The organism is Vibrio kyushuensis (assembly GCF_050337325.1).
GTDB classification, from domain to species: Bacteria; Pseudomonadota; Gammaproteobacteria; order Enterobacterales; family Vibrionaceae; genus Vibrio; species Vibrio kyushuensis.
In genome coordinates this window covers 525,583-539,728 of sequence record NZ_JAKJSV010000004.1, presented here as the reverse complement: position 1 = coordinate 539,728, position 14,146 = coordinate 525,583, and the positions used below count along the sequence as shown (strand labels likewise).

Here is a 14,146-nt window from a genome sequence, read left to right as displayed (position 1 = left end):
GTGCCGACTTATTCGACTTGATACGCCCCATATGTTGAGGAACGGCTCCACGATTACCTTGTAACACTGCGACTTGGATAAAGGACTTATGCGTATCTAAGCCAATGAAAATTATGCTATCGTTATTCATGCTAGCCTCCAAATTTAGTTGTTTGCACACTAATTATGGCTCTGGCTTTACGCTAACCCACGAAATTGGAGGCTAGCACCTCGTGGGGGTCATTATGTCTATACGAATAAGGATATTCATCAAATGGAAACTGTATTTATCACAGGAGCATCTAGAGGTATTGGCTTTGAACTTACTCGCCAGTTCTTAGATCTTGGCTACAATGTTATATCGACTTATCGCGGGCAACCCTCGCAACAGTTAGAGAGCTTGTGTTCAAACAACTCTTTGTCTGTATTTGAACTTGAAGTTACCGACCAAAACTCTATAAATAACTTAGTTTCTAAGCTCGTAAATACACAAATTGATATTTTCATAAACAATGCTGGTGTTATCGGGGCTAACGAGCAGTCAATGGAATCAATCGACCCTCAAGAGTGGCTTACTACTTTCGCTGTAAACACTATTGCACCACTAACGGTAACCCGCTCTCTTTTAGGCTTAATCGAAGCTAGTTCAAACCCACGTATTATTACCATTTCGAGCCAAATGGGTGCTTTGAATCGAGAAAGCTATGGTATGTACGCTTACCGTAGCTCAAAGGCAGCTGTTAACAAAGTAATGCAAGTTTTAGCTTTAGAATTAAAGCCCAAGGGTATTATCGTATGCCCTATTCATCCTGGTTGGGTTAAGACGGATATGGGCGGTGAAGAAGCTGACATTACCGTTACAGAAAGTGTTTCAGGTATTGTTAGTCTTATAAAAAGCCTAACACAAGAGCAAAGTGGTAAGTTCTTAACGTGGCAAGGTGACGAGCACGTTTGGTAAATTCGTATAACAAATTGTTCAACTGGATTACTAAGGATTTGAGAACTCATGGAACGAAGTTATTTAGCAACAATGTCACTATTAATACTCCATCAAATTGATGCCGCGTATTGGAAAGAGTGGGAAATGTTTTATTTACCCGGTGGCATACAGGGCTTTTTATTCTTCAATTTACTTATTTTACCTATTCTACTAATAGGTTATAAAAGTATTATTATAAGTGGTAAAAATTCCGTTAGGTTCTCCATGCTCTGTGCAGGTTTAGGTTGTTTAACATTCATCATTCATGCTGGGTTTATGTTTGCTGGTAGCTCTGAGTTTCACTTGCCAGCTTCGTTACTAATCATATTCCTATGTTTAATATCTTCACTGCTTCAAATTAAACAAACCATAAAGTATCGTGGGCAACTATCGCAAGCCTAACAAGTCAATTTAAACAGAACTAAAACCGTTGACTCGGTTCCGCTTCGCTCCACATTATAGCCAGCTTAATGTGGGCGTTAGTTTCATGGAGGAAATATTGTGGAAATCTGGAAGTTATTGTTCTTTATACCTGTGTGTTTTGCGCTCAATATGACTCCTGGTCCAAATAATCTATTGTCAATGAACAATGCTCGTTGTTACGGTTTCAAGTCCGCTATTATCGCTGGTCTTGGTCGAATAGCAGCATTTTCTTTAATGATCGCACTGGCGGCTTCAGGCTTGGCTGTTGTTTTATACGCATCCGAGACTTTATTCCTCATGATCAAAGTCGTAGGGGCTGCTTACTTACTGTGGATTGCCTTTAATCTTTGGCGCTCAGAAGCTAGCCCTGTTTCAGAAATCAAAAATACTCGGAGCCACTTGGGGTTAGCAAAGCAAGAGTTTGTATTGGCTTCAGGCAACCCCAAAGCCATCCTGATTTTTACTGCGTTTCTTCCACAATTCGTTGATGTTTCAGCAAATGTAAATGAACAGTTTTTTGTCTTGGGATTAACGTTCTTGGTCTTGGAAATGGCCGCAATATCCATATATGCCTTATTTGGAATATATTTGAGAAAATGGTTCACAAAACCGAAAATGGCAAAATGTTTCAATAGAGCATGTGCTACCTTTCTAGCGTTATCTAGCGCTAACCTGTTGCTTAGTCGGCAGCAATAAAACTAACAAACTGCTCAACAGGATTAACAAACGCTTGTCATTTTTGGATTAAATCAGCTTTTGTGTTTCAAGCGGTAATTTATAGTTAAGTGGTTATGTTTGTTTACCATTAGCAGGGCGATATGCATATTAGGAGTATTTAGGGTGAAGTTAGTAGTTCCAAGCATTGAGTATGAAGAATCTTATATTCAAATGGTTCGTGAGTTTTCCGAACAAGGAGAGGTGTTCATTCCTTTCGTATTGTCTGAAAACTACAGTGACTTCCCCGCAATGATAGATAGATTGGCTAGTTACTCTCGGGGGGAGCAGTTAGCAACTGTTTTTGTCGCCAACAGTTCGTATTGGTTAATAAATACAAATGAAAAAGTAGTTGGATGCTCTAATCTAAGGCATGATTTGAACGATGAACTACTAGTTTTAGGTGGTCACATTGGCTATGGAATCAAACCGTCAGAGCGTAAGAAAGGGTATGCAAAACTTATTCTAAACCTAACTTTACCTAGGGCCAAAAGTAATGGAATTACTAAAGCTTTGCTCACGGTAAACAAAGCAAACTTGGGTTCCGTTAAAGCTATTCAGTCAAACGGAGGTGTGCTTGAGGCAGAAAAGAAGGTTTCTGGACAGGAAGGACTAGTTCAGTATTACTGGGTTGAGACTTAATCAGAAAACGTCGTAGTAAAATAAGCATAACAAACTGCTTAGGCCGGTCTCAAGCCCACAAGCAGTTAGAAGGAATAGGTGCTAGAAATGGAAAACCTGAATACAGTAGAAATAAAATCATTTGTGCCCGCTAAAGACTTTGAGCTTTCAAAGCGCTTCTATCAATGCATTGGCTTTGAACTCGCTTCTGAATTTGATGGTATCGCTTACTTCAAATCTGGCTCTAATCCGTTTTTACTCCAAGACTTTTATGAACCAGCTCATAGTGACAATTTCATGATGCACCTTTTAGTCGAAGATGCTCAAAGTTGGTATGAGCATGTGTTGAAACTCAATTTAAATGAAGAGTATGGTTCTATGGTTACAGAGTTAGTAGAACAGCCGTGGGGAATGCTAGAGTTTTGTATCACTGACCCTTCAGGCGTTTTATGGCGCATAGCCGAGAACAAGTAGCTTAACAAACAATTCAAGCAGATTCGCAACGCTTTCCACTTTAGGTGAATCGGCACCGGTGTTTAAGGTTGTAATATTGAGTTCTGTGGGCGTTTTGTCACAGGCTAACAAAGCGTTAGGCTTAATAGGATGATATGGGACCAATAGTAGTTAGCCCACCTCTTAGAGGAGTGTGGAAAGCAATAAATACTCCGGGAGATCGAGTGCCAAGTCATGGAACTCATGAGTTTGCTCAAACCTATGCTTATGATTTTGTAAAACTAAAAACAAGGGGCTCATCAATTTCAGAGTTTCATAATAGTACTTCAATTGCCTATTTTCTCGGTAGAGTTAAGTTAACCCACTGTTTTGGTTGGGGAGAACCAATCTACTCCCCTATCGAAGGTACAGTTACGGAAGTTGTTAATAATATACCCGAAAGGAAGAGGTTACATTTAATATCAGACTTAGGGTTAGCTTTATACAATGGGTTATTCTTCTCATTTGAAAAAGATCCAATATCAAATGTAGGTGGGAATTATCTGGTTATAGAAGGCAAGCAATGCTGCGCTTGGCTAGCCCACCTAAAATACGACTCAATAAAGGTTCAAGTCGGAGACACGGTTAAAGTTGGTCAGATTATAGGAAGCCTTGGGCATTCAGGAAACTCCACTACTCCACATTTGCATTTTCAATTAATGGATAATGCCAACCTTAGGAGAGCAAATGGGTTACCTTGTTCTTTTACTCAATATAGTATTATAGATAAAAGTACCAAAATCTTGGTCAACAATGGAGTACCAAGTAGCGAATACTCCATTGAGTTTTAAGCCTAACAAGGCGCTAAACCCGACACGACAACGCTTGGCGTTATAAAGCTCAAGGATGAGATGTGCATACGATAGTAATAAATGATGATAAATCTAATCTAGATATCAAAAAAATCTATGACTTCCTTTCGAAAGAAAGTTTGTGGGCTAAAGGAGTAAGCTTCGATGTTGTGGTGAAATCAATTGAAAACTCTATATGTATTGGCGCTTATCTAAATAATATTCAAGTGGGTTTCAGCCGCATCATTACCGATCACGCTACTTTTGCTAATTTAGTGGACGTTATAGTTTGGCCAGAGTTCCGTGGACGAGGAGTCTCAAGATTACTTCTGGAAGCCGTTTTAAATCACGAAAGTACTAGAAACGTGAGACGCTTTACTCTCGCTACATCAAACGCACATGATTTGTACCGTAAGTTTGGTTTTTCTTTGTTAAGTAAGCCCGACACGTTTATGGAAATCTATAAGCCCAATATTTATCAATCCGCTTTATAACATGGCGATCAATCGGACAAACATTGGGTGATTTTATTTTTATGGTTAAGTGCCCTATTGTTGGCCACTTAGAATAACGTTATGTGCATGGAGGATAAAATGGCTGGTATTTTATATCTCGCAGCTATTTTTCTAGTTGTTGTGTCTTTTGCTCACTCTTACCTTGGAGAGCGCTTTATTCTTTCTAGGCTGTTTAAGCGTGACAATTTGCCAAAGATATTAGGAAGTGATGACTTTACGAAACGCACTTTGAGATTTGCATGGCATTTAACGTCAGTCGCTTGGTTAGGGCTTGCTGGCATTGTTATCGCTCTAGCGCAGCCAGAGATTAGTAAACATCTCGTTGGTCAGATAATAGCCGCCACTTTCGGTATACACTTTTTAGCGGCTCTTTTCGGGTCAAAAGGAAAGCACCTATCGTGGATACTATTTGGTGCAACCGCCATTATGGTTCTGGTGGGGACATACACATAACAAGAGACTATGGCTTCAATGACAACACGTTGCGGATTATGTTGTCTGGTCAGTTAAGCATAGAAACAAAAGCACCGTGAGTTACAACAGAACAAGTTGTTAAAATAGTTTCCAAAACTCTTAGCAACTTTCAGTTTGGTGACAATCGTTTTTTCAATAATTAACAAGCTGTTATGCACAAAAGGATTTATTGAAAGTAATGACACATAAAAAAGCAATCGTGAGTACGGATATTCCCGCGGAAACAGAAAGTGGATTTCCTGAACCATTTGCTTCTCAGATGGGAAGTTCAGCATGGAGAGGTTTGTCGGATGAGTTTGGTTTAACTCTATTTGGTGTAAATCTTGAAGTAATAGAACCTAATGGGCAATCTGCTTTGCGCCATTGGCATTCAAACTCAGAGGAATTTGTTTACGTGTTATCGGGTGAATTACAGCTAGTCACAAATCGAGGTAAGCAAAAGTTACTTCAAGGTATGTGTGTTGGTTTTAAAGCTGGCATTGACGATGGGCATCACTTAATAAATGAATCAACGTTACCTGCATCATTTATCGTTATAGGTTCAAGAGTTTCAGATGATAAAGTTTTTTACCCAGACGACAACTTACAGTGGTTAGAAACTGAATCAGGCGAGCGAGTTGCTGCTGATAAACTTGGGAACAAATATTGAAATACGCCTAACAAATTGCTTAAGTCTGATTCGTAAACGCGTGCCGAACTCGCTATCGCTCAAACATGGCATACACTCACCGCTTATCATAGCGTCATACGACTTTACTAAATTTGGAGAACTGAATGGATTTAGAGATTTATCAGGTTGATTCATTTACAACTGAAGCATTCAGAGGAAACCCAGCAGGAGTTTGCATAACCGAAAATGGCTTAACTGAAAGTTTAATGCTTTCAATAGCTGAAGAAATGGCCGTTTCTGAGACAGCATTTTTATCACTTTCTGATATGACGTTAAGGTGGTTCACACCTAAGTCTGAGGTGAAACTTTGCGGTCATGGCACACTTGCCGTTGCTCATGTTCTTAAGGAAAGAGGACAACTCAAGTCAGGTGATCGCGTTAACTTTCAAACTTTATCAGGAACCTTAACTGCACTAATAAACGAATCTACAGTTGAATTAGATTTTCCATCACCAATAATTGAATTCGACGTTTCTCAACCCCAAGGTTTGTTGGACAATTTGGGCATAGAAACTTGCATGATTGTCTCCTTTGGTAGCTTTGATACCAAGGTCTTTATTGAAGTTAGCAATGAAGAAACACTGTTAAATATAAAGCCAAATTTTGAGGCAATGAGACAGACTAATGGTCGTGCTGTACTGGTTACGACACGATCAAATAAGAACGAATTAGACTTTGTTTCTAGGTACTTTGCGCCTTGGGTCGGCGTAAATGAAGACCCTGTAACAGGCTCAGCACATTGTGCTTTGACCGTCTATTGGTCAGAAAAACTGGGGAAGTCACAACTTAAAGGTTATCAAGCATCCGAACGTGGCGGGTATGTTGTTACTGAGCTTTTATCTAATGGGCGCACGAAGTTAGTAGGTTCTGCGGTAACAGTAATTAAAGGAGTTATGCAAGTGCCTGTCGTATAGCAAGAAATTAAAGCGTTATTACGACATTAGATAGATGGTCCATATTTTGAGTACTGGATCAAGGCACGAAAGCCACTTCAAGGCAGAGCTACAGCGCAAAAATGTCGAACAACAAGGCATTTGAGGCGGTATTAGGAGTGGTCTGGAGGCATCTTCTCAAGTGGAATTTTAATGAAAGCGGCTCAAGAGAAAAGACATCATTTCTCGTAGAACACTATTGTTATTTCAAGTATCTTTTTTGTTGGTAAGATAAGGTGTTACTAAGGAAGGTGCAGCTATGAAAATTAAGACCATTATATTACTTTTAATCACTCATTTGTCTGTGGGGGCGTTCGGGGTTGGTTTAGGCATTTATATGCTGCCGATTCTTATTGCTCCAACATCACCAACTGACTCTGAAGTCTCTCAATTATCTTCTCAAGCACAGTTTTCTGCGACGTTCAAAAAAGACCTTAAGGATAGTGATTCCTTTCATTGGGGAGAAGGTCATGTATCAATTGGACCAGAGTACGTCACTTTAACAGGAAGCCTTGCTCCTGGCCCTGATTACAAGCTATACCTGTCAACCGAGTTTGTTGAAACAGAATCTGATTTTAATCGATTAAAAGACAACATGATCCACATTGGTAATGTTAAGACTTTTGAAAACTTTACGGTCAAAATACCGCAAGATGTCAATGTATCTAAATATAATACAGTCATAGTATGGTGTGAGACGTTTGGTGAATTTATCACGTCAGCTAAATACCAATAATGAACCAAACCTAACCAACAATTAAGAGTGACTCCTAACGCTCGGTGGCTGTAATGTTAATTTTGTTTGCGTGAGTACGTTTTTACTTTGGTTTCAGTATTGCGTTACTCACTACTTAGGTTGGGGTTAAGCCTCACCATAAAAGGAACTTTCGATGTTTAAAATTGAAACTGATCGTTTGATCATTAGGGATATGACTTCGATCGATGAAAGCGCCTTTGTAGCCATGTCTCAGGATTCTAAATATCAGCGTTTCTATGACGAAAGTGATTGTGATCCTAATAAATATATAGAGCTAACAAAATTGTTTATTGCTCAGGCTTTTGAAGAGCCAAGGAAATCATATCAACTCGCTGTTGAATGTAAGGGCTCAGGACACTTCATTGGGACTGTTTGCTTGCGTCTAGAAGACAATCAGCAAGCTTCAATAGGGTGTGCGTTTTCAAGAACATCTCAAGGCCATAAGTTAAGCCATGAAGCTGCATTGGCTCTGGCAGATTTTGGTTTTTCGGAGTTAGGTGTTCACCGTATCTATGCTGAGACAATTAGTAAGAACCTACCTGCTATTAAGCTCTGTAAGTCTTTGGGTATGCGTCAAGAAGCACATTTTAGAGAGCATCGTTTTTTCAAAGAACAGTGGTGGGATACGGTGGTTTTTGCAGTCCTCCAAACCGAATGGGACAAAGCATAACAGAGCGTTTAAGACAGGTTCTCAACGCTTGGCTTTCTATTTTGAGTTGTTTAAATGCCAGTGTATGTTTAGTTTTCGGTTTCTTATTGTTGATATCGGTTTATTGATTAAAATCATTCAGTTATTAAGGGAGTAAAAAACATGGATACATTTACGATTATTTCTTTTGTGGTTGGAGTCTCTGGTCTTGGGGTTGGCGTAGCTGGAATGGTGCTTGGAATCCGAGCTAATAAAAGACTAGATGCACTATCTATAAAAGACTAGGTGCACTATCTAATTGCGGCAGAATATGAGGTCGATAATGTTCCAAATTTTACGTAGAGGTGAGTATTATGATGAGCTGTGACCTGCATGACTATATAGAAATAGCATGTATGTACAACTATACGGTTAAGTTAACCTTCAAGTCTGGTTCTATGTTCGAATGTATGGCTCTTGACACTCAAAGAAACGAAGATCGCAAAGAGTGTATGAAAGTAAAGGTTAAAGGTGTTGAAAGCTTGGTGGTTCTGGATGATCTTTTAAGAATGGAAGCCTGCGTTAAAAATCCACACTTTCAAGTGGTTAATTTTGGCTAAATCATAAAATCACATGACAACCTGTCCAGTTATAACCCAAAACGCTTAGCATTTTTAGTTCGATTCACTTTAGTGATTAAACTATTAATGTCCCGTTTCATGACCATCACTTGCTCATCAAATGGTTAGGCATTAGCTGTCAAAGAAAAATATCTACATGAGAAACTATCTAATGCAGTTAGGTATGGAGATCCGCAGTTAAAGAGTCACTAAACGCTACACTTCGAACTTGGCCGTTTTGGTTATTGTGAAAATCTAATTGACAATTAACCCACGTTACACGAAAGTGATTGTATGAAATTCAATCTAAAGCAACTTAACAAGCGAATTATCATCATTCCTTAGGAATGGTGGGATTTGGCATGCTTTAGATAAATCGACCCCACCCTAAAAAGGTGGGTTTTCTTTTTCTACCTTTTGGGAAATTGACTCTTGGAGGAGTTTGCATGAAAAAGGTAGCCGTTTTTGGAAAACCAGGCAGTGGAAAATCGACAGTAAGCAAAGCACTAGCGTTAGCGACTGATTCCCCACTTCACCAACTAGATTCGCTTGTTTATAAGCCTAACGGTGAATTTGTTGCTAGAGAAGAGTTTGACATAGCTCATGACAATATCATGCGCTCTGAACATTGGGTTGTGGATGGTTTAGGGCCTATCAGTGCCTTTTACGAGCGTTTGGAAGCTGCAGATGTTCTAGTCTACATCGACCTACCCTATTCAGTGAGCTATTGGTTTGTGACTAAGCGCTTTCTCAAAGGGCTGTTTGTGAAGCCAGAAGGTTGGCCTGACGGGAGTTCTGTTTTCAAAGGCACACTTAATAGTTATAAAACACTCAAGTTGTGCCCTAAGTTCTGGAATGAGGACTTCACGTCCAAATTATCCGAAAATTATAATGGTAAAACCGTCTACATCATCCAAACAGTGACTGAGCTGAATAACTTTGTTTCAGCGTATGTGAAATAGAACCATATTTCATAGACTTATCAGGGGTTAAACGCTTGTAACTTCCAGACTAAATCGGAATTAAAGTTTAAACCCCTTTGATGTAAGTAGTGTAACTACAAATGATGGCGTAAATCACCCTGCCGACAGGTGGTTTCCTAAATATTTACCCGCTAATCGGTCGTTAGAGAATCTCATTACTAAGGTATATATCGTGAATAAAATTGAAATTAAATATTGCTCAAAATGCCGCTGGCTATTACGTTCAACTTGGATGGCACAAGAAATCCTAACAACATTTGAAGAAGAAGTCGGAGAATTATCACTGCTACCAGGGACTGGTGGTATTTTTGAAGTGATAGCGAATGGTAACGTTATATGGTCACGCAAAGATATGGGACGATTTCCTGAAGTCACTGAACTTAAGCAATCGGTTAGAGATGCTATTGCGCCCGAAAAAGATTTGGGCTGTATAGATCGTAAAAGCAGAAAAGAGTGACTTCATCATGCAGTAAGCATTACTGCCTGTGCTGGGTAAATTATAAATAAAGCTGTATAACAATTGGGTCTACAACACCCTAAAATACGTGTTCGCAACTCTGCACAATATGACATGCTGGTTTTCACATATTGGTCAGGCGTTAGGTTTAAGGAGAAACCATGTCTATTTCATCTAGCATTGCCCTGTTCATTGCAATGCTTTTATCAGCAGTAATTCCAGGCCCTAGTGTATTAGCTGTGGTTTCACGCACGCTATCATCAGGCGCTTTACAAGGGCTATTAGTCGTAGCCGGTGTTTTAATTGCTGACTACATATTTATATGCCTAGCTATTACTGGGTTGGCAACTGTCGCGAGCCAAATGGGCGAGTTTGCCAGTGTTATTAAATACGTTGGTATTGTATATCTATTTTGGCTTGCCTATTCAACGTGGCATTCAAAGAGTACAGGCTCACAAGACTCAACACCCATCAATAAAAACAAAAGTCAGTCTAGCCTCATGGCAGGTTTACTTATGACCTTAGCTAACCCTAAGGCAGTGCTGTTTTACATGGGCTTCTTTCCTGCGTTTGTAAATCTAGGTTCGATTTCTACTCAGGATGTTCTGCTAATTATGTTCATATCCACACTATCAGTAGGTGGCGTGTTAAGCATCTATGTTTTTTCGGCATCTAAAGCCCGTTATTTGTTTGCTAGCCCTAAGTCTAAGCGACTCTTGAACAAAATATCTGGTGGCGCATTAGCAACATGTGGAATAGCCTTAGCGAGTAGAAGTTAGTAAACAATCAGCTTAGAAGCCGTTAATAAAGCGTCGTTTATTAGGGAGAAGTCTTTGTATCCAGTAGCCGCACTCATTTACGTTCCAGATGTCACTCTAGGGTTGAAGTGGTATCAAAGCGCTTTTCCAGAGGCTGTAGCAACGTATCTACCTGAATTTGAATTTACCGTACTAAAAATTAACGGTTTCTCACTTGAATTAGTTCAAGCTGATGAAAAAGTAGGAGCGGGTAAAAATGGTACAGTTTTATACTGGTCAGTTGATAGCCTGACTGACTCTCTACATCATTTAACGTCACTTGGCGCAACCTTGTATCGCGGCCCGCTGAACATCGAAGATGGTTTATCAATGTGCCAAGTCGAAGACCCTTTTGGAAACCTTATTGGGCTAAGAGGGCTAATATAATAAATTTCATGAATATACAGCAGGTAACGTGGGAAGACGCTTTGCCAGTGAGGCATCATGTTTTATGGCCAAACAAACCTATAATATTTTGCAAAGTACCAGGTGATGAGTCCGCAACTCACTATGGAGCATTCATCAATAATCAGCTAGTTTGTGTTGCCTCTATCTATATTAGTGGTGACGAAGCAAGGCTTAGGAAGTTTGCAACACTGCATGAGTTTCAGGGGAAAGGAATTGGTTCGAAAGTCATTGAGCACGCTATTAGCAACTTGAAGGGACAGAATATTAAATCCTTCTGGTGCGATGCTCGCACGACTGCACTGAGCTTTTACCAGAAATTTGGGATGACGGTAGAGGGTAGTGAGTTCAACAAGTCGGGTATCTCATACTATAAAATGGCGGTCCAGTGGAGCTAGACTACCCTAACTTGATACAACATTAATGTAGAGTGCCAAGGAATTCATCTATGAACATTCAAGAGAAACTTTAATGCCCGTGGTATGTGAAACGGAAAGGTTGGTTATTAGGCGGTTCAATCTCAATGATGCCGAGTTTATTCTTCAATTATTGAACGAAGAGTCTTTTATTCGCTATATCGCGGATAAGAATGTCAAAACCATTGATGATGCCATCAAATATCTCAAAAGTGGACCGATGGCCTGCTATCAAATTCACGGGTTTGGCTTAAGTTTGGTCCAACTAAAGGAAACCGGTGCTCCCATTGGTATGTGCGGCTTACTGAAAAGAGACGAATTGGAATTACCTGACTTAGGTTACGCTTTTTTATCGGATTTTTGTGGTAAAGGGTATGCCAACGAAGCCGCTGATTCCATTCTCAAAACTGAAATGAACGATCATTCTCTTGTTCAAGTTTTGGCCGTCACATTACCCGATAATGTTAAATCCAATAAACTATTAAAAAATATTGGGTTTACTTTTAACGGAACAATGGACTTATACAACACTTTAAATAATGTCTATGAATTCAGCGTAACGAGTTGAAAAGCCGTATACTCTAACCCCTGCACGAATAGGATTAAGTATTAACTAAGGTTTATAAATGAGAAAGAAATACGTGACTGAAGGCGATATATCATCTAAAAAAAGTAAGCTCGCCTACCCTAAGTTAGTACTGTGTGACAATTGCGTAAGTGGCTATGTGGTGATCAGTGAAGGTGAACGTACCTATGAACCATGCTCCAAGTGTGGTGATGACGAATAGGTTTTATATTACAGATGTAACAAGGTAAAAACGGAACTCTCTGTTTAACCTCTTACAGCGATACTCAAAGGATGCTATTTCGCATCCTTTTTTGTACCTTTACCTAATTAGGCAAGAGCTGATGCCTAGATTAAGCCTCTTTCTTCCTTTCACTGTTCTTCCATAAATCTACTACATAGATAAGGGCACTGACCGCGAGGAACAATACAGAGACAAAGAACAGTGCTGGCATGGTAAGTATCCATGCGAACGTTGCTGCGAGAAAAGCGACAAAGCAAACAAGCCGACTTGATGACATTACATGACCGAGTTTAGTGTTCATAACTCCTCCTAAATGACGTCTAACTTCAACACAGGTATCATCTCATTTTTGATTAAAAATTAAGCTAAATCGTTATCAAAAGATATGATTCCGTGAGCTCAGTAGCATAAATATATCCAGAGTTACTCCGTAACTTTTAACCATGTAGGGAACCAATGCTAATCACTGTGAACATGATAAGCATTGGTTTAGAACGTAAACCTTACAGCTATCTAAAAAAGCTATTTCTTTGCGTAAGACTGAGCACCATGTGGCATCTCTATTTTCTTACCAAACTCGACGATTTCATTGACGTTGTGCGGCATGTACATCCGTAGAATACCTGTCCAACCCGATGCGACATCTAAGTTATTCTTCGCACCTTCACAGTTAAAGTTAACCGTTATGGAACCATCTTTGTTTGGCTTGATCTCGCGGCTAGACGTCGCGTAGTTGTATGCATGAATGTAACCATCAGGACCGTAAGTCGTTACAGAGAAGAATCCTTTGTCTTGTAGCGGTGGCTCTTCAAACGTCATGCTTTGACATGTGCCTGTGCGATCTTCTGCGATTAAAACTTTGTAGTAAGCGTGTTTCGATGGCAGGCCACCAAAGCCCATTGCTGTTGCTACTGTTGCATCAAATTCTCGGACAACCTCAGAGCCAGGCGCACCAAATGAACGCGCTAAATCAATTTTCAGAATACTCTTCTCTTGATCCAGTCTTGTCGTTTCACGACTCTTTTGCTCGAAACCTTTTGCGATATAAGGATTTGATGAGTGAGCTGTCACTTTGACCATACGCTGCTGATCGCGGCCTACTGCAAGATCTTGTTCGCTCATTGATTTCACCTGCGTTCGCATGACAATCCAAACGTGCTCACCTGAAGAAAGCATATCTGGTGTTACGGTAATGCTGTTCTTGCCTTGCTCAGAGTAGATAACTCCAATCGTACGGTGCTGTTCATCAATGATTTGAAGGCTTTGGTATGTCTCTATATTTGGCAGTTGGAAAGTTACACCACCGTTGGTATCAAAAATCCCCTTGGAATATAGAGTGTCACGGTTTTGTCGAACAACGGTTTGATTATCAGGCGTAATTAAAGTGTCCGCATGATTAAACGTGTTCATCTCGCTTTCACTTTGCTGCTCAAAGAAGTACTTATCAGATTCCGCCATTATGAAATTATCGCTAGTGACTTTAATTGGCCCGCTGTTCTGATTTTGAAACGCTGTCGGTTCGCCTTTTTTTGGTAGATGATCGCCAAGCGTAGCAAATTTCTCTTGTGCGATGGCACTGCCTGAGATTGTGACTAGTAGTGATATTGCTAAGATAGATTTTTTCATTTGAAACCCCGTTATTGTTTACGTTATACGTTGTTCCAACTTCCAATACTCAAGCCTT

The 14,146-nt window shown here is 39.9% G+C and carries 23 protein-coding genes and 1 pseudogene; 21 read left to right on the top strand and 3 right to left on the bottom strand.

Going from position 1 to position 14,146, the window contains the following annotated elements:
- Positions 1 to 130 (bottom strand): annotated as a pseudogene (locus L4D20_RS11590) (IS110 family transposase); the annotation flags it as partial.
- A 123-nt stretch (positions 131 to 253) separates the two neighbouring features.
- Between L4D20_RS11590 and L4D20_RS11585 the strand changes: the two are divergent.
- From L4D20_RS11585 to L4D20_RS11485, 21 genes are all read left to right on the top strand, one after another.
- Entirely contained in the window at positions 254 to 937 is a 684-nt protein-coding gene (locus L4D20_RS11585) for an SDR family oxidoreductase (protein WP_428801723.1), read from the top strand.
- 48 nt (positions 938 to 985) lie between these two features.
- Positions 986 to 1,360, top strand: a complete 375-nt coding sequence (locus L4D20_RS11580; RefSeq protein ID WP_428801722.1) for a DUF6713 family protein — start codon at positions 986 to 988, stop codon at positions 1,358 to 1,360.
- A 99-nt stretch (positions 1,361 to 1,459) separates the two neighbouring features.
- Positions 1,460 to 2,077 carry a LysE family translocator gene (locus L4D20_RS11575; protein WP_428801721.1) on the top strand — a complete coding sequence of 206 codons (618 nt, stop codon included), beginning with the start codon at positions 1,460 to 1,462 and terminating at the stop codon, positions 2,075 to 2,077.
- A 144-nt stretch (positions 2,078 to 2,221) separates the two neighbouring features.
- Positions 2,222 to 2,737 (top strand): GNAT family N-acetyltransferase, encoded by a 516-nt coding sequence (locus tag L4D20_RS11570; RefSeq protein WP_428801720.1) that lies wholly within the window; start codon positions 2,222 to 2,224, stop codon positions 2,735 to 2,737.
- Positions 2,738 to 2,824: 87 nt separating this feature from the next.
- Positions 2,825 to 3,190 (top strand): VOC family protein, encoded by a 366-nt coding sequence (locus L4D20_RS11565; RefSeq protein WP_428801719.1) that lies wholly within the window; start codon positions 2,825 to 2,827, stop codon positions 3,188 to 3,190.
- A 134-nt stretch (positions 3,191 to 3,324) separates the two neighbouring features.
- Positions 3,325 to 3,999, top strand: a complete 675-nt coding sequence (locus L4D20_RS11560; protein ID WP_428801718.1) for a peptidoglycan DD-metalloendopeptidase family protein — start codon at positions 3,325 to 3,327, stop codon at positions 3,997 to 3,999.
- A 62-nt stretch (positions 4,000 to 4,061) separates the two neighbouring features.
- Complete coding sequence (locus L4D20_RS11555; protein ID WP_428801717.1) at positions 4,062 to 4,493, top strand: GNAT family N-acetyltransferase; 432 nt, start codon at positions 4,062 to 4,064, stop codon at positions 4,491 to 4,493.
- A gap of 99 nt (positions 4,494 to 4,592) precedes the next feature.
- Entirely contained in the window at positions 4,593 to 4,967 is a 375-nt protein-coding gene (locus L4D20_RS11550) for a hypothetical protein (RefSeq protein WP_428801716.1), read from the top strand.
- Between the two features lie 199 nt (positions 4,968 to 5,166).
- Positions 5,167 to 5,637 carry a cupin domain-containing protein gene (locus tag L4D20_RS11545; protein WP_428801715.1) on the top strand — a complete coding sequence of 157 codons (471 nt, stop codon included), beginning with the start codon at positions 5,167 to 5,169 and terminating at the stop codon, positions 5,635 to 5,637.
- A 125-nt stretch (positions 5,638 to 5,762) separates the two neighbouring features.
- Positions 5,763 to 6,572, top strand: a complete 810-nt coding sequence (locus L4D20_RS11540) for a PhzF family phenazine biosynthesis protein (RefSeq protein ID WP_428801714.1) — start codon at positions 5,763 to 5,765, stop codon at positions 6,570 to 6,572.
- Positions 6,573 to 6,849: 277 nt separating this feature from the next.
- Positions 6,850 to 7,326, top strand: a complete 477-nt coding sequence (locus L4D20_RS11535) for a DM13 domain-containing protein (protein WP_428801713.1) — start codon at positions 6,850 to 6,852, stop codon at positions 7,324 to 7,326.
- A 154-nt stretch (positions 7,327 to 7,480) separates the two neighbouring features.
- Entirely contained in the window at positions 7,481 to 8,017 is a 537-nt protein-coding gene (locus tag L4D20_RS11530; protein ID WP_428801712.1) for a GNAT family N-acetyltransferase, read from the top strand.
- Between the two features lie 141 nt (positions 8,018 to 8,158).
- Positions 8,159 to 8,281, top strand: a complete 123-nt coding sequence (locus L4D20_RS11525; protein ID WP_428801711.1) for a hypothetical protein — start codon at positions 8,159 to 8,161, stop codon at positions 8,279 to 8,281.
- A gap of 68 nt (positions 8,282 to 8,349) precedes the next feature.
- Positions 8,350 to 8,595, top strand: a complete 246-nt coding sequence (locus L4D20_RS11520) for a Rho-binding antiterminator (protein ID WP_428801710.1) — start codon at positions 8,350 to 8,352, stop codon at positions 8,593 to 8,595.
- Positions 8,596 to 9,041: 446 nt separating this feature from the next.
- On the top strand, positions 9,042 to 9,557 hold the full coding sequence (locus L4D20_RS11515; protein ID WP_428801709.1) for a P-loop NTPase family protein: 516 nt from the start codon (positions 9,042 to 9,044) through the stop codon (positions 9,555 to 9,557).
- A gap of 193 nt (positions 9,558 to 9,750) precedes the next feature.
- Positions 9,751 to 10,035, top strand: coding sequence for an Rdx family protein (locus L4D20_RS11510; protein ID WP_428801708.1), 285 nt, complete (start codon positions 9,751 to 9,753; stop codon positions 10,033 to 10,035).
- Between the two features lie 161 nt (positions 10,036 to 10,196).
- Positions 10,197 to 10,814, top strand: a complete 618-nt coding sequence (locus L4D20_RS11505) for a LysE family translocator (protein WP_428801707.1) — start codon at positions 10,197 to 10,199, stop codon at positions 10,812 to 10,814.
- 54 nt (positions 10,815 to 10,868) lie between these two features.
- Positions 10,869 to 11,219 (top strand): VOC family protein, encoded by a 351-nt coding sequence (locus L4D20_RS11500; protein ID WP_428801706.1) that lies wholly within the window; start codon positions 10,869 to 10,871, stop codon positions 11,217 to 11,219.
- Positions 11,220 to 11,227: 8 nt separating this feature from the next.
- Positions 11,228 to 11,635: a GNAT family N-acetyltransferase gene (locus L4D20_RS11495; RefSeq protein ID WP_428801705.1), complete on the top strand. Its 408-nt coding sequence runs from the start codon at positions 11,228 to 11,230 to the stop codon at positions 11,633 to 11,635.
- Between the two features lie 73 nt (positions 11,636 to 11,708).
- Complete coding sequence (locus L4D20_RS11490; RefSeq protein ID WP_428801704.1) at positions 11,709 to 12,221, top strand: GNAT family N-acetyltransferase; 513 nt, start codon at positions 11,709 to 11,711, stop codon at positions 12,219 to 12,221.
- Between the two features lie 58 nt (positions 12,222 to 12,279).
- Entirely contained in the window at positions 12,280 to 12,441 is a 162-nt protein-coding gene (locus L4D20_RS11485) for a hypothetical protein (RefSeq protein WP_428801703.1), read from the top strand.
- A 130-nt stretch (positions 12,442 to 12,571) separates the two neighbouring features.
- Here the strand turns inward: L4D20_RS11485 and L4D20_RS11480 are convergent, their stop codons facing one another.
- Positions 12,572 to 12,763 (bottom strand): hypothetical protein, encoded by a 192-nt coding sequence (locus tag L4D20_RS11480; protein WP_428801702.1) that lies wholly within the window; start codon positions 12,761 to 12,763, stop codon positions 12,572 to 12,574.
- Between the two features lie 221 nt (positions 12,764 to 12,984).
- A complete protein-coding gene (locus tag L4D20_RS11475) occupies positions 12,985 to 14,088 on the bottom strand; it encodes a DUF1254 domain-containing protein (protein ID WP_428801701.1) in 1,104 nt (367 codons plus the stop codon).
- Positions 14,089 to 14,146 lie beyond the last annotated feature (58 nt).